21 protein-coding genes are annotated in these 23,261 nt (G+C 71.2%); 11 read left to right on the top strand and 10 right to left on the bottom strand.

Going from position 1 to position 23,261, the window contains the following annotated elements; genetic code table 11:
- Nucleotides 1–464: 464 nt before the first annotated feature.
- A complete protein-coding gene (locus QSK18_RS22065) occupies nucleotides 465–1,385 on the bottom strand; it encodes a D-Ala-D-Ala carboxypeptidase family metallohydrolase (protein WP_285622658.1) in 921 nt (306 codons plus the stop codon).
- Between the two features lie 283 nt (nucleotides 1,386–1,668).
- Here QSK18_RS22065 and QSK18_RS22060 point away from each other — a divergent pair, with 283 nt between their 5' ends.
- From QSK18_RS22060 to cydC, 8 genes are all read left to right on the top strand, one after another.
- Nucleotides 1,669–2,976: an ABC transporter substrate-binding protein gene (locus QSK18_RS22060; protein WP_285622656.1), complete on the top strand. Its 1,308-nt coding sequence runs from the start codon at nucleotides 1,669–1,671 to the stop codon at nucleotides 2,974–2,976.
- Nucleotides 2,977–3,070: 94 nt separating this feature from the next.
- Entirely contained in the window at nucleotides 3,071–3,907 is an 837-nt protein-coding gene (locus tag QSK18_RS22055; protein WP_285622653.1) for an ABC transporter permease, read from the top strand.
- Nucleotides 3,904–4,668: an ABC transporter ATP-binding protein gene (locus QSK18_RS22050; RefSeq protein WP_285622650.1), complete on the top strand. Its 765-nt coding sequence runs from the start codon at nucleotides 3,904–3,906 to the stop codon at nucleotides 4,666–4,668. The genes QSK18_RS22055 and QSK18_RS22050 overlap by 4 nt, the downstream gene beginning before the upstream one ends.
- Before the next feature lie 2 nt (nucleotides 4,669–4,670).
- Complete coding sequence (locus QSK18_RS22045; protein WP_285622646.1) at nucleotides 4,671–5,546, top strand: ABC transporter permease; 876 nt, start codon at nucleotides 4,671–4,673, stop codon at nucleotides 5,544–5,546.
- Nucleotides 5,547–5,614: 68 nt separating this feature from the next.
- Nucleotides 5,615–7,036 (top strand): cytochrome ubiquinol oxidase subunit I, encoded by a 1,422-nt coding sequence (locus QSK18_RS22040; protein ID WP_285622636.1) that lies wholly within the window; start codon nucleotides 5,615–5,617, stop codon nucleotides 7,034–7,036.
- An 11-nt stretch (nucleotides 7,037–7,047) separates the two neighbouring features.
- Complete coding sequence (cydB, locus tag QSK18_RS22035; RefSeq protein WP_232811996.1) at nucleotides 7,048–8,091, top strand: cytochrome d ubiquinol oxidase subunit II; 1,044 nt, start codon at nucleotides 7,048–7,050, stop codon at nucleotides 8,089–8,091.
- A complete protein-coding gene (cydD, locus tag QSK18_RS22030; protein ID WP_232811997.1) occupies nucleotides 8,091–9,761 on the top strand; it encodes a thiol reductant ABC exporter subunit CydD in 1,671 nt (556 codons plus the stop codon). The genes cydB and cydD overlap by 1 nt, the downstream gene beginning before the upstream one ends.
- Nucleotides 9,758–11,554, top strand: a complete 1,797-nt coding sequence (cydC, locus tag QSK18_RS22025) for a thiol reductant ABC exporter subunit CydC (RefSeq protein ID WP_285622621.1) — start codon at nucleotides 9,758–9,760, stop codon at nucleotides 11,552–11,554. Before cydD ends, cydC begins: the two co-directional genes overlap by 4 nt.
- Nucleotides 11,555–11,561: 7 nt before the next feature.
- Here cydC and QSK18_RS22020 read toward each other — a convergent pair whose 3' ends face one another.
- Genes QSK18_RS22020 through QSK18_RS22005 form a run of 4 tightly spaced genes read right to left on the bottom strand, consistent with a single transcriptional unit; the run spans nucleotide 11,562 to nucleotide 14,914 of the window.
- The gene (locus QSK18_RS22020) at nucleotides 11,562–11,732 is read right to left on the bottom strand and encodes a hypothetical protein (RefSeq protein WP_285622618.1); all 171 of its coding nucleotides are present in this window, start codon (nucleotides 11,730–11,732) and stop codon (nucleotides 11,562–11,564) included.
- 44 nt (nucleotides 11,733–11,776) lie between these two features.
- Nucleotides 11,777–11,929 carry a hypothetical protein gene (locus tag QSK18_RS22015; RefSeq protein ID WP_232812000.1) on the bottom strand — a complete coding sequence of 51 codons (153 nt, stop codon included), beginning with the start codon at nucleotides 11,927–11,929 and terminating at the stop codon, nucleotides 11,777–11,779.
- A gap of 49 nt (nucleotides 11,930–11,978) precedes the next feature.
- Nucleotides 11,979–13,394 carry a Re/Si-specific NAD(P)(+) transhydrogenase subunit beta gene (gene pntB / locus QSK18_RS22010; protein ID WP_232812001.1) on the bottom strand — a complete coding sequence of 472 codons (1,416 nt, stop codon included), beginning with the start codon at nucleotides 13,392–13,394 and terminating at the stop codon, nucleotides 11,979–11,981.
- Nucleotides 13,391–14,914, bottom strand: a complete 1,524-nt coding sequence (locus QSK18_RS22005; protein WP_232812002.1) for a Re/Si-specific NAD(P)(+) transhydrogenase subunit alpha — start codon at nucleotides 14,912–14,914, stop codon at nucleotides 13,391–13,393. Before QSK18_RS22005 ends, pntB begins: the two co-directional genes overlap by 4 nt.
- 274 nt (nucleotides 14,915–15,188) lie before the next feature.
- Between QSK18_RS22005 and QSK18_RS22000 the strand changes: the two genes are divergently transcribed.
- Nucleotides 15,189–15,845, top strand: a complete 657-nt coding sequence (locus tag QSK18_RS22000; RefSeq protein WP_285622611.1) for an NAD(P)-dependent oxidoreductase — start codon at nucleotides 15,189–15,191, stop codon at nucleotides 15,843–15,845.
- 63 nt (nucleotides 15,846–15,908) lie between these two features.
- Nucleotides 15,909–16,586 carry a sigma factor-like helix-turn-helix DNA-binding protein gene (locus QSK18_RS21995; protein WP_285622604.1) on the top strand — a complete coding sequence of 226 codons (678 nt, stop codon included), beginning with the start codon at nucleotides 15,909–15,911 and terminating at the stop codon, nucleotides 16,584–16,586.
- Nucleotides 16,587–16,592: 6 nt separating this feature from the next.
- On the opposite strand, the gene QSK18_RS21990 is transcribed toward QSK18_RS21995, so the two are convergent.
- Nucleotides 16,593–17,801, bottom strand: a complete 1,209-nt coding sequence (locus QSK18_RS21990; RefSeq protein WP_232812005.1) for an MFS transporter — start codon at nucleotides 17,799–17,801, stop codon at nucleotides 16,593–16,595.
- On the bottom strand, nucleotides 17,798–19,249 hold the full coding sequence (locus QSK18_RS21985; RefSeq protein WP_269810363.1) for a serine hydrolase domain-containing protein: 1,452 nt from the start codon (nucleotides 19,247–19,249) through the stop codon (nucleotides 17,798–17,800). Before QSK18_RS21985 ends, QSK18_RS21990 begins: the two co-directional genes overlap by 4 nt.
- 167 nt (nucleotides 19,250–19,416) lie before the next feature.
- On the opposite strand from QSK18_RS21985, the gene QSK18_RS21980 reads away from it, so the two are divergent.
- Nucleotides 19,417–20,280 (top strand): helix-turn-helix domain-containing protein, encoded by an 864-nt coding sequence (locus tag QSK18_RS21980; RefSeq protein ID WP_285622599.1) that lies wholly within the window; start codon nucleotides 19,417–19,419, stop codon nucleotides 20,278–20,280.
- On the opposite strand, the gene QSK18_RS21975 is transcribed toward QSK18_RS21980, so the two are convergent.
- Genes QSK18_RS21975 through QSK18_RS21965 form a run of 3 tightly spaced genes read right to left on the bottom strand, consistent with a single transcriptional unit; the run spans nucleotide 20,232 to nucleotide 23,256 of the window.
- Nucleotides 20,232–21,707, bottom strand: coding sequence for an aldehyde dehydrogenase (locus tag QSK18_RS21975; RefSeq protein WP_285622596.1), 1,476 nt, complete (start codon nucleotides 21,705–21,707; stop codon nucleotides 20,232–20,234). The genes QSK18_RS21980 and QSK18_RS21975 overlap by 49 nt on opposite strands.
- Complete coding sequence (locus QSK18_RS21970; protein ID WP_232812008.1) at nucleotides 21,704–22,858, bottom strand: CaiB/BaiF CoA transferase family protein; 1,155 nt, start codon at nucleotides 22,856–22,858, stop codon at nucleotides 21,704–21,706. Before QSK18_RS21970 ends, QSK18_RS21975 begins: the two co-directional genes overlap by 4 nt.
- Nucleotides 22,855–23,256, bottom strand: a complete 402-nt coding sequence (locus QSK18_RS21965) for an FmdB family zinc ribbon protein (protein WP_285622593.1) — start codon at nucleotides 23,254–23,256, stop codon at nucleotides 22,855–22,857. Before QSK18_RS21965 ends, QSK18_RS21970 begins: the two co-directional genes overlap by 4 nt.
- Nucleotides 23,257–23,261 lie beyond the last annotated feature (5 nt).

The following is a 23,261-nucleotide window of genomic DNA, read 5'->3' as shown; positions in this document are numbered from 1 at the left end:
AAGGGCGCCGGACACGAGGGCGTGAGTGCCGGAAGGTGTGCCAGGAAAGGTGCGACGGGCCGGGAAAGAGGTTACCCGGCCCGCTGCGTGTGCCGACGTGCATGCACATCTATCGCTGGTGCTGGTGCGACTTGGTTTGGCGGCTGGACGGGTTCCAGCGTGCTGTTGGGCGGGTTCGGGCGTGCTGCCGGACGGCTCGGGCGTGCTGCCTGAGGCTTGAGCGTGCTGCCGGACGGCTCGGGCGTGCTGCCTGAGGCTTGAGCGTGCTGCCAGACAGTTCAGGTGTGCTGCCTGGTGACTCGTGCGTGCTACCGAACAGCTCAGGTGCCCCGCTGAACGGGCACGAGCGTGCTGGCAGCCAGCTCAGCTGCGCCGCCGGACAGCCACGCACACTGCCGGACGGCTAGGCGTACTGCCGGACGGCTAGGCGCACCGCCCGACAGCCAGGCGCACCGCCAGCCGGATCAGGCGTAGTACCAGACCGTCGGAGCCGTCGCCGAGCCCGGCCGCAGGTCGACGTGCTGCGCGTTGCCGTCTCCGCGGTTGATCCCGATGCCCGTGAAGATGCCCAGCGCCTTGATCCGGCGCAGCGACACGGTGTGCGGGATGTCGATCGCGTCGCCCTTGAGGTGCCGCGATGAGGACGCCCCGCCCACGTACCGGTTGTGCCCGGTGCAGCGGCACCACGACACCGGCGTGAGCCCGCGCGGGAAGAACGTCGTGCGCAGGGCCTCGGCGGCGATCACGGACTGCCGGGTGGGCCAGATCCGCCGGCAGTCGGTGAAGTTGCCCCCGCACTTGCAGCGGGCCTCGATGAACGAGAAGTGCGGCGACATGGTGGTCAGGCCGTCCTTGTCGCGCTCGTACGCCAGGTCGATCGCCTTGCTCGCCTTGGGGCCCAGGATGCTGTTGGCCACCGTCCCGTCCATCAGCGAGGGGCCGAGCTTGAACCAGCCGGTCTTGAACGCCCGGATGGCCTGGTCACGCTCGCCGGTGCTGCGGATCCGGAAGCCGAGGGAGCGCAGCCGCTTGGTCACCTCGGTCATGGTCAGCGAGGCCGCGTCCGGGGTGGGGGCGGCGGCGGTGCGCAGGTTCCGGGCCGCCGTGGCCTGCCGCAGGGTGGACAGCGGCAGGTACTCGTCGTCCCCCTCGTTGCGGGCGCCCTTGAAGATCGGTGCGTCGTCGGGCAGGCCCTGCTCGAGGTCCAGGGGGTCGCCGGAGACGTCGGAGCGGGGCGAGAACGGGTTGCGGTCGTTCGCGTCGGGGCTCTCCTCGCCGATCGGCCCGTCGTCCAGCCCGCTCGGGCTGTCGGGCACCTCGGTGGTGATGAGCCGGGGCGTGTCGTCAGTCTTCGTCGTGGCGTCGTCGGGGGTCACGGCGTACATGAAACGAGACCAGTGGTTGCGTGTGCAACGTATGCAACAGGTTTGTTAGCCGTGAAAGCACTGTGAGTATTGCGAATTACTCTGTGTCAGCACGGCATCCCGTGTCACATGTGAGACCGGTCACGGCTCCCCTGACAAGATCAACCGCTTCCCGTTGTCATCCGCCTACATCGACGCCCACGGCGTGCACCTGCTGTAGTTGGGCCGTTCCGGTGGGGCTCGTGTCCCCGTCGGTACGCCAGGCCGGGATCCGAGGCCAGACCCGAGGGAAGAGGGACCAGCGTTGAACAACGTCAGCCGCCGCACCCTGCTCGCCGCCATCACGGCGGGTGCGGCAGCAGTGCTGAACGGGTGCGCCCAGGCTCCGTCGTCGGCCGGCGGTGAGGGGGCCGCGTTCACGGCCTCGCCCGGCCTGGCGGCGCCGGGGAACTCCATCCCGCAGGTGACGGTGAAGGCCGCCTTCCCTCCCTGGGGCGACGAGCTGCTGGGGGTGGCCGGGATCGACGTGGGCTACTACAAGGCGGTGGGCATCTCCATCACGCCCGAGCCCTACGGCGCCCAGCAGGACCTCCTGAGCAATCTGACGCCGCTGGTCAACGGTCAGGTCGAGCTGGGCGGCGGTTACGTCCCGACGGTGGCCAACCAGATCGACAACGTGAAGAACGTGGTCGGGTTCGCGGTGAGCGACGTGTCGTACGTCTACCGGATCGTGGCGCCGAAGGGTAAGTACCGCACGGTCGCCCAGGAGATGGCCGACGGCAAGGACTTCACCGAGGCCCTGACCGCGGTGATGGCGCAGCTGAAGGGGCAGAAGCTGATCTGCGTGGACGGCGGCAGCCCGCTGTTCCGCAACACCGTGGCCGAGGCCGCCGGGCTGGACCTGGAGAAGGACGTCGAGATCGAGTTCCTGGCCAACCCGGACATCGTGAAGGCCGGGTTCGCGGGCAAGGCGGACTTCCTCTCGCCGTCGTCGGCCGGGTTCGTGGTGCAGCTGCAGCAGAACGGCTGGGAGCCGCTGATCGACCTGCGTCAGCTGATCGACAACCTGCCGCACGAGCAGACCGTGCCGCTGCGCTTCACCTACTCCGGGCTGGTCACCACCACCGAGTACGCGGAGCAGAACTTCGAGACGCTGCTGCGCTTCACCAGCGTGCTGTACCGCCTGATCGACGACCTGCAGGCCGACCCGGAGGAGACGGCGGGCCGCTTCGTCGAGTACCTGAACTCCTACACCGGCACCGAGATCACCGCGGCCGAGCTGGCCGGGACGTTCGACGACATCTACTCGTTGCGCAACTTCGAGGATGCGACGGACTTCTACACCGACAGCGACGACCCGTTCTTCTACGAGACGGTGGCCGAGGCCAACCTGGCGGTGCTGGCCGGTCAGGGCGTGATCCGCGAGGGCCACAAGCCCGACGAGCTGAGCATCGCGGGGAAGGTGTACGAGGCGCTGGTGCGCTACAAGAAGGAGGCGGACCGGGCTCTGGCCGCGGCGCCGGACGGGGACCTGAAGAAGAAGGCCCAGGAGCAGTACGACGGGCGTAACTACCTGGACGCCTACCGCTTCGCCGCCGCGGCTGCTGCCTGACCAGTCAGAGTTGCCTGACCAGCCAGAGCAGCCTGACCCCGCCAGAGCTGTCTGACACCAGCAAAGCAACTGCCAGAGCCGATTGAGGACGTCCGTGAGCCTGTCTGTCGAGAAGGTCACCCGGGGAACCGGGTCGGGTAAGCGTCAACCCCGCGCACTCGACCCGTTCCTCTGGGGGGCCACGGGCGTCCTCTGTTTCTGGGGTCTGTGGGAACTGGCCGCTCTGGCCACCGGCAACGACGCCGTCCTGCCCGGACCCCGCGTGGTGCTCTGGGAGTTCCAGCACGGCTTCCAGGGCGACCGGGGGCTGGAATACCTGGGCATCCGACAGTCCGGCTACGTGGTGAATCTGGCCTGGACGGTCGGCACCGCGGCGGGGGCATGGCTGATCGGCAGCACACTGGGCATTCTGGCGGGGTTGGCATCGGCCCGCCGGCAGTGGCTGCGTGACGTCACAGAGCCGGTTCTGTTCTTCTTCGGGGCCGTTCCCGTGCTCGTCGCGGCTCCGCTCTTCCTGGTCTGGTTCGGGGCCGGCCCCCTGAGCAAACTGGCGCTGGTCACGTTCTACTGCTTCGTCGTGGTGGGCGTGGTGGCGCAATCGGCGGCGCTCAACATTCCGCCCACCACCGAGGAATACGCGGCGACCCTCGGGCTGGACAACAAAGCCAGGTTTCGCGCGGTGGTGCTGCCGAGCGCCTTCCCGCCGATCGTGGCGGTGCTCCGGCTGGCACTGGCCACGGGGATCAGCCTGGAGGCGAGCGCCGAACTGCTCGGGTCCCGGGCCGGCGTGGGGCGGCTGATCGCGGTGCGGGCCCAGCAGGGAAACGTGGGCGCTGTATTAGCTCTGGCGATCGCGCTGGGGCTGGTGGCGCTCGTGCTGGACGTGCTGATCCGGGCCGCGGTGGCCCCGGCCCTGCGGTGGCAAGGATGACGGCCTTCGAGATCCGTGGGCTGACCGTGCAGTTCGGCCGGGGTGACGATTCCGTTGTCCCGCTGCGGGGTCTGGACCTGGACGTGCCGAATGGTCAGTTCCTCTGCGTGCTGGGTCCTTCCGGGCAGGGAAAGAGCACTTTGCTGCGGTGCCTGGCCGGCCTGCTTCAACCCACCGAAGGAAGCATCACGTCGCATGGCGTGGCCGTACAGGGGCCGAGTGCAGCCCGGGGCATGGTGTTTCAGCAGGACGCGATACCGGGCTGGCTGAGAGTGCGGGACAACGTGGCGCTCGGCCCCCGCAGCCGCAGGGTTCCCGAGAGGGACTGGCGTCCTCAAGTTGAGCACTTCATCGACGAGGTCGGCCTCAGGGGCCGAGAACGCGCCTGGCCCCGCGAGCTTTCCGGAGGTATGCGCAAACGGGTGGCGATCGCGGCGGTATTCGCCAACGATCCCGACATTCTGCTGATGGACGAGCCGTTCTCGTCGCTGGACCACCTCACCCGGGCGGGCCTGCACCGCACCGTTCTGAAGCTGTGGCGGGAGACCGGCAAGACCATCGTGTTCGTGACCCACGACGTGGACGAGGCGATCACCCTGGCCGATCGGGTGGTCGTGGTGGCCGGAGGGGGAGTGCGCGCCGACGTACCGGTCACTTTCGAGCGGCCGAGAGGTGAAGAGCTGCGGATGGACGCCGAGGCGAACGCTCTGCGATCGACGCTCCTGAAGTACTTGGCCGATCCCGAAGATGGCTGGGCCTGAAGATGACTGAACCCGACGTTGCTGCGCGGCGGTTCGGAGTAGCCCTGCGGACTCGGCCCCGCAACCGGGCCCTGTTGGCCGGCGTAGTCGCGGGAATCGTCCTCTGGCAGTTGCTCTCGCTCTTGGTCGGGGCCACCACCGAGCAGGGCCAGAACGTGGTGCCGCCGCTGCAGAAGATTCTCACCAGTGGCATCACCGGGCTGAGCCATTTCTACAAGGGGGGCTGGGGGCCGGCCACAACGCTCCAAGGTGCCGAGGACTCCGTCCCTCTGGCCGTTCTCGCCGTGGTTCAGAACAGCCTGGCCACCGCGGTGAGGGCCTGGAGCGGCTACCTCCTGGCGGTCGGGCTGGGCCTGCCGGTGGGGCTTCTCGTGGCCGGAGCAGCGCCGGTCCGCCAGGCCGTCAGTGGTGTCGCTGGGGTGCTGCGCATGCTGCCCGTGCTGGCCATGTCCCCGCTGTTCACCCTCTGGCTGGGCGCCACCACCTCGGCCAGCATCGCGTTCGTGACCTTCGGCGCCTTCTGGGTGGTGCTGCTGGCCACCACCAACGCCGTACGCAACCTGCCGGCCCAGGTCACCGACTACCCCCGCACTCTCGGCCTGGGCCCGCTGCGGCTGCGCACGCACGTGATCCTTCCGGCCATCCTTCCCGGCCTGCGCGGCGCCCTGATGCTGGCCGCCGGCACCGCCTGGGCCTGTGTGCTGGCCTCGGAGCTGTACGGCATCCAGTCCGGCCTGGGCTGGGCCCTGAACCAGACGCTGCTCTTCTCGCTGGTGGATCAGATGGTGGTGGTGGCCGGAGTGTTCGTGGCGCTCTCCCTGGCCTCGCTGAGACTGGTCAATCACGTGACCGGGCGCCTCACCCAATGGAGTGAGTAGGACAGTCCCCTCCCTGCGGGACCTTAGTCACTACAGCCGGTAGGCGGCCTACCGCCAGGGTGTGTTCCATGGACGCCCTCGACCTGGCCAGATGGCAGTTCGGTGTAACCACCGTTTACCACTTCATCTTCGTTCCGCTGACCATCGGCCTGGCCCCGATGGTGGCGATCATGCAGACCCTGTGGCTGCGCAGCGGCGACGAGCGCTGGCTGCGGATGACCAAGTTCTTCGGCAAGCTCTTCCTGATCAACTTCGCGATCGGCGTGGTCACCGGCATCGTCCAGGAGTTCCAGTTCGGGATGAACTGGAGCGAGTACTCGCGCTTCGTCGGCGACGTCTTCGGGGCCCCGCTGGCGATGGAAGGCTTGGCAGCGTTCTTCCTGGAGTCCACCTTCATCGGGGCCTGGATCTTCGGCTGGGGCCGGCTGCCGGCCAGGGTGCACCTGGCCGCGATCTGGCTGGCCGCGATCGGGGTGAACCTGTCGGCGTTCTTCATCCTCGCGGCCAACTCGTTCATGCAGCACCCGGTCGGGGTCGAGCTGAACCCGGAGACCGGGCGGGCCGAGCTCACCAGCATCTTCGACCTGCTGACCAACAGCACTGTGCTGTGGGCGTTCCCGCACCAGATCACCGCGGCCTGGATGACCGCGGCCACCTTCGTGGCCGGCATCGCGGGCTGGTGGATGGTCAGGGACCGGGCGAGCAACCTCTACCGTCCGGTGTTCCGGCTGGCCAGTGTGGTCCTGCTGATCGCCGGGATCGGCGTGGCGATCACCGGGGACGGGCAGGCCAAGCTGATGTTCGAGCAGCAGCCGATGAAGATGGCGGCGGCCGAAGGGCTGTGCGAGACCGAGGACAGCGCCGGTTTCAGCCTTTTCGCGATCGGCAACCCGGGCCCGGGGCACTGCGACGTCTGGGCGGTGAGCATCCCCGGCGTGTACTCGTACCTGGCCACCGGCGACTTCGGGGCCACCGTGGACGGGGTCAACGACCTGCAGGCGGAGTACTCCGAGAAGTACGGCGACGGGCGGGACTACGTGCCCAACCTGGCCTCCACCTACTGGAACTTCCGGCTGATGATCGGTTTCGGCCTCGTGGCCGCCGCCTTCGGTACGGTCGGGCTGTGGGTGACCCGCAGGGACCGCACGCCCGGACGCTGGTTCGCGCGCTTCGCCCTGGTCGCCGTCCCGGCCCCGTTCCTGGCCAACCTGACCGGCTGGATCTTCACCGAGATGGGCCGCCAGCCCTGGGTGGTGGCACCCGCCCCGGACGGTGACCCGGCCATCCGGATGCTCACCGAGGACGGCGTCTCGATGATCGGCCCGTGGACGGTGGGCACCTCGCTGACCGTGTTCACCCTGCTCTACGGCGGGCTGGCGGTGGTCTGGTTCGGCCTGATCCGGCGCTACGCCGCGGCCGGGGCGCCCGAGGTGGACAGCCCGGACGAGCACGACGACGACGCCGACCGCCCGCTCAGCTTCGCGTACTGAAAGGCAGAGACGTGGAACTCGTCACCTTCTGGTTCATCCTGATCACCGTGCTGTGGATCGGCTACCTCGTCCTCGAGGGCTTCGACTTCGGCGTCGGCATGCTGCTGCCCGTGGTGGGTAGGAACGACACCGAGCGCCGGGTACTGATCAACACCATCGCGCCGGTCTGGGACGGCAACGAGGTCTGGCTGATCGTGGCCGGCGGCGCCACCTTCGCCGCCTTCCCGGAGTGGTACGCCACCCTGTTCTCCGGCTTCTACCTGCCGCTGCTGCTGATCCTGGCCGCGCTGATCATCCGCGGGGTGGCGTTCGAGTACCGGGGCACGATCGAGTCGCCCCGGTGGCGGCGGACCTGGGACAACGCGATCGTGATCGGCTCGGCGGTGCCGGCCGTGCTGTGGGGCGTGGCCTTCGCCAACATCGTGGCCGGGGTGCCGATCGACGCCGACAAGCAGTTCACCGGCACTCTGCTCACCCTGCTCAACCCGTACGGCCTGCTCGGCGGGCTGACCACCCTGCTGCTGTTCGCCTTCCACGGGGCGCTGTGGCTGGGCCTGCGCACCGAGGGGGAGGTGCGGACCCGCTCGATCGCGATCGGGGCCCGGCTGGCCCTGCCGACCATCGTGGTGGCCGGCGGCTTCGCGCTGTGGACGCAGTTCGCCCACGGAAAGCCCTGGACCTGGGCCCTGGTCGTGATTGCGGCGGTCGCGCTGGTCACCGCCGGGTACGCGGCGGTGCGGCAGAACGAGGGGCTGGGCTTCGGGATGACCACCCTGGCCACCGTGGCCGCGGTGATCCTGCTGTTCGGCTCGCTGTTCCCCGACGTGATGCCCTCCAGCACCGACCCGGCCTTCTCGCTCACCGTGGACAACGCCTCCTCCACCCACTACACGCTGGTGGTGATGACCTGGGTGGCCGCCTTCATGGTGCCGGTGGTGGTGCTCTACCAGAGCTGGACGTACTGGGTGTTCCGGCACCGGATCGGCGTGGCCAAGATCCCGCCCGGCCATGGTCTGCCCTGGTCCACCCCCAAGAAGCAGGAAGTCACGAGCTGATGAGACCGCTCGATCCCCGGCTGCTGCAGCAGGCCCGGGCGGCCCGTCGGTACGTCGTGCTCACCACCGGTCTGGGGGTGGCGACCACTGCACTCCTGGTGGTGCAGTCGCTGCTGCTGGCCCGGATCATCGCCGGGGTGGCGATGGACGGCGAGTCGTTCGCCGACGTCCGGGACATGGTCGTCGGGCTGGGGATCGTGCTCGCTCTTCGCGCAGTGCTCGTGGGCGTGCAGGAGCGCTTCGGGCACCGCGCCGCCACGGCGGTGGTACGACAGTTGCGCGAACGGCTGATCCAGCACGCTGCTGCCCAGGTGGGGCTGAAGCACCAGAACGGCGCGGAGACCGCTCTTCTGGCCACGCGCGGTCTGGACGCCCTTGACGGCTACCTGACCCGGTACCTGCCCCAGTTGCTGCTGGCGGCCACCTTGACCCCGGCCGTGCTGGTGGTGATCTGGTGGGAGGACTGGATCGCCGGGCTGACGGTGCTGCTGACCCTGCCGCTGATCCCGTTCTTCATGGCGTTGATCGGTATGGCCAGCCAGGACGCGGCCGACCGGAGCCTGAACTCGCTGCAGCGGCTGGGTACTCACGTGCTCGACTTGATCGCCGGCCTGCCCACTCTGCGGGCGCTGGGTACGGCGGGCGCCCAGGCCTCGCGGGTGCGCGCGGCCGGTGACGCCCATCGCCGGGCGACCATGAAAACTCTTCGTACGGCTTTCCTCTCCGCCCTGGCGCTGGAGATCCTGGTGACCCTGTCGGTGGCTCTGGTGGCCGTCGGCATCGGCCTGCGGCTGGTGCACGGCACGCTGGATCTGCAGACCGGGCTGGCCGTGCTGCTGCTGGCCCCCGAGGTCTACGCGCCGCTACGGGCGGTGGGCACGCACTTCCACGCCAGCCAAGACGGTCTGGCCGCGGCGCAGCAGGCGTTCGACCGGTTGGAGCAGCCGCTGCCGATCCGCGGTACCCAGCCGGCGCCGGACCTGTCCCAGACCACAATCTCTTTCGAGAACATCAGCGTGCAGCACGACGGTGTCCCGTACGCCACCCCGGCCGGGCTCTCCGCCACGATCTTTCCCGGAGAGGTCGTGGCCCTGACCGGTCCCAGCGGCTGCGGCAAGACCAGCGCGGTCGCCGTGCTCCTGGGCCTGCGGCAGCCCAGCGGTGGACAGGTCACGCTGGCGCCCGATGGTGCTCTGGCCGATCTGGAACCGGAGAGCTGGTGGCGTCAGATCGCCTGGTGCCCGCAGCATCCCGTGCTGATGCCCGGCACGCTGACCGAGAACGTGACCATGCTGCGTCCTTCGGCGTCGGTCGAGGAGATCCGGGAAGCCGCCCGAGTCACTGGATTTGAAGACGTGGTGCGCACCGTTCCGGGGGAGTGGGACGCCCGTGTCGGCCAGGGAGGTATCGGCCTGTCGGCCGGTCAGCGCCAGCGGCTCGCGCTCACCCGGCTGCTGCTCAGTGAGGCTCAGCTGGTGGTGATGGACGAGCCGACCGCCCATCTGGACGCCGGGTCCGAGCAGGCCGTGCTGACCCTGTTGACCGAGCTCCGGCGTCGGGGCCGGACCGTGGTGATGGTGGCCCACCGTCCTTCGCTGATCGCAGCAGCAGATCGCGTGATCGATCTTTCCGCCCGCCGCGCCCCAAGTCTGATCGGGAATCCGTCATGAGACCGCTCGTGGAAGTCCTGCGCGCAATGCGCCCCGACCCCTGGCGCCTGCTGCTGGCCGCCTTGACCGGGGCCGCCGCGGTGGCCGCCTCGATCGCCCTGCTCGGGGTGTCGGGCTGGTTGATCACCCGGGCCGCCCAGCAACCGCCGGTGCTGTTCCTGATGGTCGCCATCGTGGCGGTGCGAGCCTTCGGTATCGGCCGGGGCGTGCTGCGCTACAGCGAGCGGCTGATCTCGCACGACGTGGCCCTACGAGGTGTGGTCCGGCTGCGGGAGACGCTGTTCGCCCGGCTCGCCGCGGCCGACGACACAGTGGCGGCCGGCCTGAAACGGGGCGATCTGCTGGCCCGGCTCGGGGCGGACGCCGACGAGCTGGGCGACGTGATCGTGCGCGGCGTGCTGCCTTTCGTCACCGCGGTGATCACCGCGCTGGCCTCGGTCGTGGCGCTCTGGCTGATCCTGCCCGCCGCCGGTGCCGTGCTCGCCGCCGCCACCCTGGCCGGTCTGCTGGTGGTGCCCTACCTGGCCGGCCTGGCGGGCCGTCGCGACGTGGTGGGCACCGCCCGGGCCCGGTCCGAGATGTCGGAGAACGTGCTGGCCCTGCTCGACAGCCTGCCCGAGTTCACCGTCGCCGGCCGGGTCGACGAGCGGGTGCGGGAGATCGGCCGCAGCGACGACGAGTTGTCCCGGGGGCTGGACCGGGCGGCCCGGCCCGCGGCCTGGGCCGCAGGGCTCGGCTCGGCGGTGATGTCGGCCGCGGTGCTGGGCTGTCTGGTGGTCGGCGTACGTGCGGTGGAGGCCGGCGAGATTCGTGAGGTCGCCCTGGCCGTGCTGGCTTTCGTACCGCTGGCTCTGGCCGAGGTGATCGGTGCACTGCCGGCGGCCTCGGTTGCTCTGGTGCGCGCGGCAGAAGCGGCGCGCCGGGTGGCTCCGCTGCTCGAGGTAACAGCGCTGACGCCCGGGGCGGGTCGGCCGGAGGTGCAGGCGCAGTCGGCGCCATCGCTGCGGGCGGTGAACCTGGGCGTGGGTTGGCCCGGGCGCGCACCGGCCGTGCGCGGGGTGGACCTCGACCTGACGGCGGGGCGCCGGATAGCGATCGTGGGCCCCAGCGGACAGGGCAAGAGCACGCTGCTGCGCACCCTGGGCGGGCTGTTGCCGCCGGTCGAGGGACGAATGCAGATGGACGACGGGATCGACCTGGCCGACGTGCAGGCCCGCAGCCTGCGTGGCCAGGTGCACCTGACGGCCGACGACGCCCACGTCTTCGGCACCACCGTGCGGGAGAACCTGCGCGTGGCCGCGAAGGACGCGACCGACGCCGAACTGCTGGCCGCCCTGGACCGGGCCGGGCTCGGCCGCTGGATCACCGAAGAGGTCACCCTCGAGGAGGTGGTCGCCGACCCGGCCGGACCCGGGCAGGGCGCCGGAAGTCACGTGCTCTCAGGGGGTCTCAGACGCCGGTTGCTGCTGGCCCGGGCGTTCGCCAGCGGCGCGCCGGTGCTGCTGGTGGACGAGCCCGCCGAGCACCTCGACCCGGCCACGGCCGACGACCTGGTGGCCGAGGTGCTGGCCCGGACACCGGGCGAGCCCCCGGACCGCACCGCGGTCGTCGTCACCCACCGGCTGACCCCGCTGGCCCTGGCCGACGAGGTGCTGGTGGTCGACGGCGGCCGGGTGGCGGCCCGGGGCACGCACGACGAACTGATCGCCACCTACCCGCCCTACCGCAGTGCCTGGGCGGCCGAACAGGGCGAACAGAGTAAACAGAGCGAATCGGCGGCCCGGCCCGGTTGAGACGCGTTCAGCCGCGCGGGCGGGGCGCCCCCTCGGCCGGGTCGGCGTCCTCGACCTTCTCGGGCTCGATCAGCCCCTTGTCGGCCAGGTCGCCGGCCGTGCGCCGGGCGTCCTCGATGTCGTCCTGGATCTTGTCCAGCCGCTGGTGCGACTCGTCCTTCTCGCCGGCCTGGGCCATGGCTCCTCCTTGGTCAACGCGGGTTCCCGGATCGGGCGGAAAGGTCAGTCGTCCCGGCAGGAGTGGAGGATCTGATAGGCCTCCGCGAAGGTGCGGACGGCGTTGGCGTTCGATCCGCCCAGTGAGCTCGGGGTGGTGGCCTGACGGTTCATCGCCTCGAGCAGTTCCTGCATCACCGCTTCGCGGGTGGTTGCCATCGAGTACTCCCTCGTCCTGGGAATGTGACCAGAACAGGGTAAACACGGATCACAGCGCGCGCACGATCTCCTCCACCCGCTGCCGCGCGTCGCCGAACAGCATCTGGGTGTTCTCCCGGAAGAACAACGGGTTCTGCACCCCGGCGTAGCCGGCCGCCATCGAGCGCTTGAACACGATCACGTCCTGCGCCTGCCAGACCCGCAGCACCGGCATGCCGGCGATCGGGCTGGCCGGGTCGTCGAGGGCGGCCGGGTTGACCGTGTCGTTCGCCCCGATCACCAGCACCACCGAGGTGTCGGCGAAGTCGTCGTTGATCTCGTCCATCTCGAGCACGATGTCGTAGGGCACCCGGGCGTCGGCCAGCAGCACGTTCATGTGGCCGGGCAGCCGCCCGGCCACCGGGTGGATGCCGAACCGGACCTGCACGTCGCGTTCCCGCAGCCGCCGGGTCAGGTCGGCCACCGGGTACTGGGCCTGGGCCACGGCCATCCCGTACCCCGGCACGATGATCACCGAGGTGGCCTCCTTGAGCAGCTGCACCGCGTCCTCGACCAGGATCTCCCGGTGCTCGCCCTGCTCCCCGCCGGCCGTGACCGCCTGCTCGGCACCGAAGCCGCCGGCGATCACCGAGATGAACGAGCGGTTCATCGCCTGGCACATGATGTACGACAGGTAGGCACCGGAGGAGCCGACCAGCGCGCCGGTGACGATCAGCAGGTTGTTGTTCAGCAGGAAGCCCGAGGCCGCGGCGGCCCAGCCGGAGTAGGAGTTGAGCATCGAGACCACCACCGGCATGTCCCCGCCGCCGATCGAGGCGACCAGGTGCCAGCCCAGGGCCAGGGCGACCAGCGTGCCGGCGGCCAGCAGCCCGGTGCTCGGCCCGGCGGTGAAGACCACCGTGAGTACGGCCAGGGCGGCCAGGGCCCCGAGGTTGAGGAAGTTCTTGCCCGGCAGCATCAGCGGCGCCGACCGCAGCCGCCCGGCGAGCTTTCCGTAGGCCACGACCGAGCCGGTGAACGTGACCGCGCCGATGAACACACCGATGAAGACCTCGGCGTGGTGCACGGTGAGCAGATCGGCAGCGACGTCGCTGTGGCCGGAGGCGACCTCCAGGTGGCCGTTCCAGCCCACCAGCACGGCCGCCAGGCCGACGAAACTGTGCAGCACGGCGATGAGTTCGGGCATCGCCGTCATCTCCACCCGCCGGGCCCGGGCCAGGCCGATCACCGCACCGCCGGTCAGGGCCAGGGCGGTCAGGGCCAGGCCGACCAGGGCCCGGCCGTCGTCCAGGTCCAGCCGGCCGAGGGCCAGGACGAGGGTGGCCAGGAGCGCGACGGTCATCCCGGCGATGCCGGAAGTGGCCCCGGCGCGCGAGGTCTCGTGCCGGGAGAGGCCGGCCAGGCTCAGCACGAACAGCACGGCGGCGACGATGTAGGCGGCCTGGGCGGCGCTCTCGGCGGTCACCGGGCGTCCGCCTTCACGAACATGCCGAGCATGCGCCGGGTGACCGCGAAACCGCCGAAGATGTTGATGCCGGCCAGGAACACGGCCAGCGCCGCCAGTGCGGTGACCGTGGTGTTCTCGTGACCGACCTGGAGCAGGGCGCCGACCACGATGATTCCGGAGATCGCGTTCGTCACCGACATCAGCGGGGTGTGCAGGGCGTGGTGCACCTTGCCGATCACGTAGTAGCCGATCACCACGGCCAGCACGAAAACGGTGAGGTTGCCGATCAGCTGGGCGGGCGAGAACGCGGCCAGAAGGAAGAACAGCAACCCACCCACCCCGGCCGCCGCATATCTGAGCGTGGGGCTGACCGACGTCTTCAGTTCGGGTTCGGGCTCTTTGGTGGCGACGGCAGCGGGTGCGGCCGAGACCTGTACGGCCGGAGGGGGCCAGGTCTTCTCGCCGTCCCGCACCACGGTGAGGGAACGCTGGACCGCGTCGTCGAAGTCGAGCACCAGCTGCCCGTCCCGTTCGGGCGTCAGCAGTTTCATCAGGTTGACCACGTTGGTGCCGTACAGCTGGGAGGCCTGGGTGGGCAGCCGCCCGGCCAGGTCGGTGTAGCCGATGATGGTGACGCCGTTGGCGGTGACCACCGCCTCGCCGGCCCGCGTGCCCTCGACGTTGCCGCCCTGCGCGGCCGCCATGTCGACGATCACGCTGCCCGGTCGCATCGCGGCCACGTGCTCGGCGGAGATCAGGCGGGGCGCCTGGCGGCCCTGGACCAGCGCCGTGGTGATGATGATGTCCACGTCGGCGGCCTGCTCGGCGTAGAGCTCAGCGGCCCGGCGGTCGTAGTCGCTGGAAGTTGCCCGCGCGTAGCCGTCGGAACTCGCACTCGCCTCGGGCTCGGCCACCGAAAGGAACTGGCCGCCCAGCGATCCCACCTGTTCGGCCACCTCGGGCCGGGGGTCGGTGGCCCGGACCACCGCGCCGAGGCTGGCCGCCGTGCCGATCGCGGCCAGCCCGGCCACCCCGGCCCCCGCCACCAGCACCTTGGCCGGGGGCACCTTGCCCGCGGCGGTGACCTGACCGGTGAAGAAGCGGCCGAACACGTTGGCCGCCTCGATCACCGCGCGGTAGCCGGCGATGTTGGCCATCGAGCTGAGCACGTCGAGCGACTGGGCCCGGGAGATCCGCGGCACCGCGTCCATCGCCAGCACCGTGATCCGGCGCCCGGCCAGCTCGTCGAGCAGGTCCGGGTTCAGCGCCGGGGCGATCAGCGCGGCCAGGGTGGCGCCGTCGTGCAGGCGGGCGATCTCCTCGGTGCTGGGCGCGTTCACCTTGAGCACCACGTCCGCGTCCCAGGTCTGGGCGCGCGGCAAGACCAGGGCTCCGGCCGTGGCGTAGGCCTCGTCGGGAAACGCGGCCCGGTCTCCTGCTCCGGCCTCGACGAGCACCTCGTAGCCCAGGGCGATCAGCTGGGCGGCGGTCTTCGGGGTGGCCGCCACCCGGGTCTCCCCGGGGGTGGACTCGGCCACCACCCCCACCCGGAGCGGAGCAGCGCGATCAGGCCCACCATCGGGAAGAGGATCAGGCACGGTCTCAGACACAGGCGGATCCGATCGTCGGCGTTCGGGGGACACCTCGGGGACATCCAGGGATACCAGCTTCGGCGGGCCCGCATAAGGCCCGGAATGCCCGAGAATGTGACCTGGATCGCTCCGGCTCGCCGGATGTCACACTCGGGCCGTCCCGGCCCTCTCAGATGCGCGGCCCGATCGGACCGCTCGGTAACGGCAACGGGAGGAACCCTTGAAGCTCACCGTGATCAGTGCCACCGGCGGGATCGGCCGGGCCCTGGTGGAGCAGGCGGTGGCCGCCGGGCACGACGTCACCGCGGTCGCCCGCAACGCCGATCGGATCGGCTCGGAGGGCAGCGTCCGGGCCGTGCAGGCGGATCTGGCCGACCCGTCCCCGACCGCCTCGGCCGCGCTCAGCTCGGCGGTGGCCGGCAGCGACGCCGTGCTCTCCGGTCTCGGCCCGCGCACCCGGGCCGATGTGGGCATCGCCGAGCAGGGCACCCGGACGCTGATCCGCGCCATGCAGGCGGTCGACGCCCGGCGGCTCGTGGTGGTGAGCGCGGCACCGGTCTCGACCACCTCGGCGCCCGACCCGGGCAACGGCTTCTGGGCCCGGCACCTGCTGTACCCGGTGATCGGGCGGGTGCTGCGGGGGAACTACGCAGACCTGGCCGAGATGGAGCGGGCGCTGGCGGCCAGCGGGCTGCAGTGGACGGCGGTCCGCCCGCCCCGGCTGACGGACGGCCCGCTGACCCGGCGGTACCGCAGTGCTCTCGACCAGAACGTCCGCGGTGGACTGTCCATCTCCCGGGCCGACGTGGCCCACCTGATGCTCGACGTCGCCGGTCGTCCGGAGACGGCCGGGCACACCGTGGGTTGTGGATACTGAGAACGCGGGCGAGGAGTACGCCGCCCATCGGAACCTGTTGTTCTCGCACTGGCCCGGCAGGCAGTGATCCGCCGGCGCCGGGAGACGTACGTCGGGCCGTGGCTGCCCGAGCCACTGGTCGGCGCGGCGGAGGGCACCGAGGAGGCGGTGCTGCGCCAGGAGCTGGTCTCGATGGCGGTGCTCGTCGCGCTGGAGACGCTGAGCCCGCTGGAACGGGCCGTGTTCGTGCTGCACGAAGTGTTCGGGTACGGGCACACCGAGACCGCGGTGGTCCTCGGGCGCAGCCCCGCCGCGGTACGGCAGCTCGCCCATCGGGCCCGGGAACACGTGCGCGCCCGTCGTCCCCGCTTCGAGGCCGACCCCGCCACCCAGGCGCGGGTCACCGAGCAGTTCGTGCGCGCCGCGACGAACGGTGACTGGCCGGCTCTGATGGAGCTGCTGGCGCCCGAAGTCACGCTGTGGACCGACGGCGGTGGGAAGGTCGCCGCCGCGGGCCTGAGGCCGATCACCGGCCGGGAGAAGGTGGTTCGGGCCCTCGGTGGCTACGCGCGCCGGGGCGCTGCCCTGGACATCCAGTTCCGACCGGTCAACGGCACTCCATCGATCGTGGTCTTCGACGGGGAGCGGCCGCACGTGGTGATCGGGCTGGACCTCGATCTGGGGCTGGCCCCGGGCCGGGGGCCGGTGCGGGCTCTGTACGCACTGACCAACCCGGACAAGCTCGGCCTGGTCCGGCGCTGAGTCAGGTCAGAGGGTGGGTCGGAGGGCGGGCCGGGCCGGCTGCGGAGGGCGGCCCGCCCACAGCGCCACGAGCATCTGCACGCCGGCGATCCCGGCCACCATCAGCACCGACGCGTCCCAGCCGCCGGTGCGCTCGGCCAGGAACCCGGCCGCGATCGGCCCGAGGGTGGCCAGCAGGTAGCCGAGCGACTGGGCCATGCCCGAGAGCCGGGTGGTCTCGTGCTGGCTGCGCCCGCGCAGGCTGATCAGGGCCAGCGCCACCACCAGGGCGGCGCCGGTGCCGATGCCCGAGCAGATCGCCCAGAGCAGGAACAGCGACGGGGCCAGGAGCACCCCGAACGACCAGATCACGACCGGGACGGCGGCGGCCACCGCGGCCACGACCTGGCTGCGCCCGCGCATCAGGAACGGCACCAGCAGGCCCCCCACGATGCCCGCGCCGGAGGCCAGGAACAGGTGCAGCCCGGCCACTTCGGCGCTCACCCCCTGCGCGGTCTCGATCGAGGGCAGCCAGGTGATGGTGATGTAGAACGTGGTCGACTGCAGGCCCATGTAGGCCGTCACCAGCCAGGCGGTGGGCCACTTCCAGACATTGGTGCCGGCTGCCTCTTCCGGTTCGGTCTGCTCCGCAACGGCCGTCACCGGCCGCTCGGCCGAGAGGGCCCGGGGCAACCAGAGCAGTGCCACCACGAACGGCGGGATCGCCCAGAAGGCCAGGGAAAAGCGCCAATTGAAGACGTTTGCGAGCGGCACCGCCACCAGGCTCGCGGTCGCGGCGGCCCCGGTGATGAAAGCGGTGTACACGCCCATCGCCCCGGAGACCCGTTCCGCGTAGTCGCGTTTCACCAGAGCCGGCCCGAGCACGTTCCCGACCGCGATCGACGCGCCGACCACCGCCGTCCCCAACCACAGACCCAAGGTGCCCAGACCTGCCCAGGAGCGCACCAGCGTCCCCAGACCCAGCACGATCAGCGAGATCACGACGGTGCGCTCGTAGCCGGTGTGCCGGGCCAGGCGGTGCACGAACGGTGAGATCGCGGCGAAGGCGAGCAGCGGGATGGCGCCGAGCACCCCCTGGGCGCCCTCACCGAGGTTCTCCTCGGCCCCGATCCGCTCCAGGACCGGGCCCACCGAGGTGATGGCCGGGCGCAGGCAGACCGCCAGCAGGAAGACGCCGGCGGCCAGCAGCAGCCCGGAACGTTTGGTCGCGGTCACCAGGGTCGACGCTGCTCCGCGAGAGGAAGCATGTGCAGCGGCTCGGTCTCCCACACCGCGCCGAACCGCCCGCCCTCCGGGTCGAGTTCGAGCACCAGGCCGTGCGGCGTCTCCAGGAACACCACGTCGACCCGCAGCCCGGCCCGGCCCAGGGCCGGCGTGGTCTGGGTGGCCACCACGTCGGTGGTCACCCAGCCGGAGGGGGCCAGGGACGCGACCACGTCCTTGCCGCCGTCACCGATCACGATCTCCCAGCCGGTCGGCCCGCCCTCGCGGATCTCGACCTCGGTGACCGCACGGGCCTCGCTGGCCCCGGCGACGGCGTACACGCTGGACACCTCGGCCACGTCGGCCGGCTCGAAGGCGGCTGCGGTGAACGATGCCTCGCCGCGCCCGGTGACCACCGGCAGGGTGAGCGCGGCCAACTGCGCGGCCAGGGCCCGGTCGGCCGCCTCGCCCTCGGCGCCGCCGGTCAGCGCGGGCAGCAGGTGCTCCCAGACCAGGTCGACCAGGGCCTGCTGGTCGGGCGACTGCGAGGTGATCGCGACCACCGCGTCCTGCTCCGGCAGCACCATGACCAGCTGGCCGAAGGCACCGTCGGCCCGGTAGCCGTGGGTGCTGCGCCAGAACTGGAATCCGTAGCCCAGCCGCCAGTCGGGCTTGTCCTGGTCCGGGTCGTCGTTGCTGACGTGCACCCGGGTGGCCAGCTCGACCCAGCCCTCGGGCAGCACCCGGCGGCCCTCCCAGACACCGTCCTGGTGGTAGAGCAGACCGAGCTTGGCCAGCACCTCGGTGGTCACGTGCAGACCGGAGAAGCCGAGCTCGCGGCCCTGCCCGTCGCGGATCCAGCCCATCCCCTCGACGTCCACCCCGAGCGGTTCGAACAGCCGCGGGCGCAGGTACTCCAGCAGGCCGGTTCCGGAAGTGCGCTGCACGATCTGGGCCAGCGCGATGGTGCAGGGCTGGTTGTAGGCGAAGATCGAGCCCGGCTCGGCGTCGGGCGGCAGCCGCAGGAAACCGCGCATGATGTTGCCGGTCTCGTCCAGCTCGGCGGCGCCGTACGTCTCCTCCTGGTGGCCGCTGGCCATCGCCGCCACGTGCCGCACCTTCATCGCCCGGGAGCGGGGATCGGTGACGTCGGCGTCGAGCTCGGGGAAGTACGACAGCACCGGGGCGTCCAGGTCGACCAGACCCTCGCCGACCGCGAGACCCAGGGCGGTGGCGGTGAAGCTCTTGCTCACCGAGTAGACCAGGTGCGGCCGCTCGGGCGCGTAGGGGGCCGACCAGCCCTCGGCCACCACCTGGCCGGACTTCACCACCATCAGACTGTGCAGCTCGACCCCGCTGCGCCGGGACGCGGCCTCGGTGAAGGCCGCGATGCCGGAGGCGCTCACCGCCTGCGCGGAGGGCGTGCTGCGGGGGAGCGGGACGGACTGGGCGGTCGACATGGTCCCTATTGGATCACGGTGCCGGACCGTGGCATCAGCAGCCGGATCCGTCACCACCGCAGCTGTCGACCGTGCCAGACCCGAGCTGTGGACCGTGCCGGACCCGAGCCGTGGACCGTGCCAGATCTGAGCTGTGGACCGTGCCGGACCTGCCTACTATCGCGGGTATGGCCGACTCAGCCCTCGGGGACTTCCTGACCAGCCGCCGCGCCCAGGTGAAACCGGCCGACGCCGGCCTGCCCACCGCCGGGTTGCGCCGGGTGCCGGGGTTGCGGCGGGAAGAGGTGGCGACCCTGGCCGGGGTGAGCGTGGACTACTACGTGCGCCTGGAGCAGGGACGCGAACGGCATCCCTCGGCCCAGGTGGTGGCCGCGCTGGCGTCGGCGCTCGGGCTGGCCGAAGACGCCCGGCGGCACCTCTTCCGGCTGGCCGGGGTCTCGGAGGTGGGCGCGGCCCCGGCCTCGACCGACGAGGTGCACCCGAGTCTGCGCGAGCTCATGGACACATGGCCGGACAACCCGGCGCTGGTCTACAACCGGGCCTACGACGTGCTGGCCGCGAACACCGTGGCCGACGAGCTGTTCCTGGGCTGGAACCGCTCGCGCAACCTGCTGGAGTTCCTGTTCCATGACCCGGGGGCGCGTTCCTTCTACCGCGACTGGGACGAGGTGGCCCGCAACTCGGTGGCCGGGTTCCGGCTCGCCCACGGTGAGGCCCCGGACGACCCGCGGGTGCGGCAGGTGCTGGCGGCCCTGCTGCGCGGCGAGTGGTTCGCGAACGAGTGGGAGCGGCACGACGTGCGCGGCAAGTCCCTGGAGCGCAAGCGGTTCCAGCACCCCGAGGTGGGCCCGCTGGAGCTCACCATGCAGACCTTCGCCGTGCGCGGGGCGCCCGGGCAGGAACTCGTGGTCTACCACGCCGAGCCCGGATCGGCCGACGCCCAGGCCCTGCGCCTGCTCGGCAGCCTGGCCGCCACCCGGGATCAGCCGAGCTGTAACGGGTCCCGGGTGCCGCCGGTGAGTTCCACGTAGACCGACTTGGTCTCGGTGTACTCGTTCACCGCCTCGAGGCCGTTCTCCCGCCCGATGCCGCTGGCCCCGAACCCGCCGAAGGGCATGTTGGGGGCGATCACCCGGTAGGCGTTGATCCAGACGCTGCCCGCCCGCAGACGCGCGGCCACCCGGTGCGCGCGATGGACGTCCTTCGTCCAGACCGCGCCGGCCAGGCCGTAGGGGGTGTCGTTGGCCAGTCCCAGCGCCTCGTCCTCGTCGGTGAACGAGTACACGCTCAGCACCGGGCCGAAAACCTCTTCCCGCACGATGGTGCTGGCCGGCGTCACCCCGGTGACCACCGTGGGCCGGACGAACAACCCACCCAGGTCCGGGTCGGGCGAACCGCCGCAGGCGAAGGTGGCGCCCTCGTCCGCGGCGGTGCGCAGATGGCCCAGGATCCTCTCGAACTGAGGACGATTGGCCACCGGTCCCATCTCGGTGTCCGGATCGGTGGGGTCACCGAGGCGGATCGACCGGGCCCGCCGGATCACCTTCTCCAGCAGGGCGTCCTGGACCGACTCGTGCACGATCAGCCGGGAGCCGGCCATGCAGGTCTGTCCGGTGGCCGCGAAAACCCCTGCGACCAGGCCGTTCGTGGCTGCGTCGAGATCGGCGTCGGGGAACACGATCTGCGGGCTCTTGCCGCCCAGCTCCAGGGTCACCCGGTTGATGTTCGCCCCGGCGGCCTGGGCGATGCGGGCGCCGGTGGCGGTGGAGCCGGTGAACGCCACCTTGTCGATGCCGGTGTGCCCGGCCAGGGTTGCGCCGGCCGAGCGGTCCCCGGCGGTGACCACGTTCAGCACACCGGCGGGAAGCCCGGCCTCGTGCAGGATCTCGGCGAACGCGACGGTGGAGGCCGGGGCGTGCTCGGAGGGCTTGGCCACGCAGGTGTTGCCGGCCGCCAGCAGGGGAGCCAGTTTCCAGGTCAGGAGCAGCAGGGGCGAGTTCCACGGGGTGATCGCGGCGACCACCCCGACCGGCTCCCGGCGGGTGTAGCAGAAGTAGTTCGGATTGGCCGGGGGCGGGGTGCGGCCCTCGAGCTTGTCGGCCAGCCCGGCGAAGTAGTGGAACCACTGGGGCAGGGCGGTCAGCTGCCCGCGCATCTCCCGCAGCAGCTTGCCCGAGTCCCGTACCTCCAGAAGGGCCAGCCGCTCGGCGTTGTCGGCCACCGCCTCGCCCAGCCGCCGCATCACCGCCGCCCGCTGGAACCCGGTCAGCGCCCCCCACTCGCCCTCGAACGCCGCGCGGGCCGAGGCCACCGCGTCGTCCACGTCGGCCGCCTCCGCCTCGGCCAGCACGGCCCAGGTCTGGCCGGTGTAGGGGTCGACCGACTCGAAGGTGCGCCCCGAACGGGCGGGCCGCGAGCGTCCGTCGATGAACAGGCCGAACTGCTCGAGGTCGGTCACGTCGCGCTCTCCCCGGATCGGCCTGTCTCGCTGATGATCTCGCTGGTGTGTTCCCCCAGACGCGGGGGTGGGCGGTGCGCGGCCGGAGGGTGGCCGTCGAACCGGAAGGGGGTGTTCACCACGCCGGTCGGTGGTCCACCGGCCGAGGTGACGCTGAGCACCATGCCCCGGCGCGCGGTCTCCGGATCGTCGAAGACCTCGCCCAGGTCACGGACCGGCCCGACCGGCACCCCGGCCTGTTGCAGGCGCTCGGTGACCTCCTGGCTGCCGAGTGAGCCGATCGCGGCGCCGACCACCGAGAGCACCTCCTCCCGGGCGGCGAGCCGCTGCGGGTTGGTCCGGAACCCGCCGATCGCCGCGGTCAGCCCCAGGGCCTCGCACAGCCGGGCGAACTGCGCGTCGTTGCCCACGCAGACGTTCACGAACCCGTCCGCGCTGGCGAACAGGCCGTAGGGCACGATCGCGCTGTGGTTGTTGCCGTCGTTCGGCACCGGCCGGCCGGTGGCCAGGTGACGGGCGGCCTGGTGGGTGAGCATCGACACCAGCGAGTCCTGCATGGAGATGTCGATCGTGCGCCCGGTGCCGGTGCGCTGCCGCTCGTACAGCGCCGCCAGCACCGACCCGGCCGCGAACATGCCCGCGCAGATGTCCGCCGAGGGCACCCCCCACTTCGTCGGCGAACCGGCCGGGCCGGTCAGCGACATCACGCCCGAGGTGCCCTGCACGATCTGGTCGTACCCGGCCAGCGGCGGCCCGTCCTGCCCGTAGCCGCTGATCGAGCAGTAGATCAGGCGCGGATCGGCCCGGCGCAGCTGCTCGGCGCCCAGGCCGAGCCGGGAGGCCGTTCCCGGGCGCCAGTTCTCGACCACCACGTCGGCCCGCCCGATCAGCCGGTCCAGGTGTTCCCGGTCGGCGGGTGACTTCAGGTCCAGGGCGGCGCTGCGCTTGTTCCGGTTCACCGCCACGAAGTAGGCGGCGTCCGGCCCGACGAAGGGCGGCCCCCAGTGCCGGGCGTCGTCACCCCGGCCCGGCGCCTCCACCTTCACCACGTCCGCCCCCAGGTCGGCGAGCATCAGGGTGCAGTAGGGGCCGGACAGGGCCTGGGTGAAGTCGACCACCCGGACCCCGTCCAGCACCGTCAGACCTGTCACCCCTCGGTCCCGTGGGAGTGGGAGTGGGAGTGGGGGTGGCTGTGCGGCATCGGGTCCCCGGCCCGCAGAGGTGACTTCTCGAACCGTCCCTCGTGGGCCAGCACCGGCCGCCGGTCGCCCTGCAGTTCGGGGTGCTTGTCCTCCAGCCGCCGGCGGGTCTCCCACTCCCGCCGCAGTTCTCCGATGTACTCGCGGTTGCCGTCCTGGGTGCCGCGCCAGGTCTGCGGCATCAGCTCCATCGGCCGGCCGGGATCGGCCCGGCCGCCCAGCGCCACCCGGGAGGGCACCTTGACCGCGGTGTCCGGGCAGGCCGGACACGGTTGCCCGGTCACCGACGGGGTGGGCACCAGTCGCTCGAAGCGGCATCCGCAGGCGCAGCGGTAGTCGTAGATCGGCATCCGGC

It is taken from the genome of Kineosporia sp. NBRC 101677, from assembly GCF_030269265.1.
In the GTDB taxonomy this organism is placed as follows: Bacteria; Actinomycetota; Actinomycetes; order Actinomycetales; family Kineosporiaceae; genus Kineosporia; species Kineosporia rhizophila.
Note: the sequence above shows the minus strand (reverse complement) of the source record. Positions and strands in the feature narration are given on the sequence as shown.

Bases quoted from the DNA above. Each gene is read 5' to 3' on its own strand.
- QSK18_RS21980 (WP_285622599.1), top strand. From the start codon at position 19,417: ATGGCCGACTCAGCCCTCGGGGACTTCCTGACCAGCCGCCGCGCCCAG.
- QSK18_RS22050 (WP_285622650.1), top strand. From the start codon at position 3,904: ATGACGGCCTTCGAGATCCGTGGGCTGACCGTGCAGTTCGGCCGGGGT.
- QSK18_RS22065 (WP_285622658.1), bottom strand. From the start codon at position 1,385: ATGTACGCCGTGACCCCCGACGACGCCACGACGAAGACTGACGACACG.
- QSK18_RS21985 (WP_269810363.1), bottom strand. From the start codon at position 19,249: ATGTCGACCGCCCAGTCCGTCCCGCTCCCCCGCAGCACGCCCTCCGCG.
- QSK18_RS22040 (WP_285622636.1), top strand. From the start codon at position 5,615: ATGGACGCCCTCGACCTGGCCAGATGGCAGTTCGGTGTAACCACCGTT.
- QSK18_RS21965 (WP_285622593.1), bottom strand. From the start codon at position 23,256: ATGCCGATCTACGACTACCGCTGCGCCTGCGGATGCCGCTTCGAGCGA.
- QSK18_RS22015 (WP_232812000.1), bottom strand. From the start codon at position 11,929: ATGGCAACCACCCGCGAAGCGGTGATGCAGGAACTGCTCGAGGCGATG.
- QSK18_RS22045 (WP_285622646.1), top strand. From the start codon at position 4,671: ATGACTGAACCCGACGTTGCTGCGCGGCGGTTCGGAGTAGCCCTGCGG.
- cydD (WP_232811997.1), top strand. From the start codon at position 8,091: ATGAGACCGCTCGATCCCCGGCTGCTGCAGCAGGCCCGGGCGGCCCGT.
- cydC (WP_285622621.1), top strand. From the start codon at position 9,758: ATGAGACCGCTCGTGGAAGTCCTGCGCGCAATGCGCCCCGACCCCTGG.
- QSK18_RS22020 (WP_285622618.1), bottom strand. From the start codon at position 11,732: ATGGCCCAGGCCGGCGAGAAGGACGAGTCGCACCAGCGGCTGGACAAG.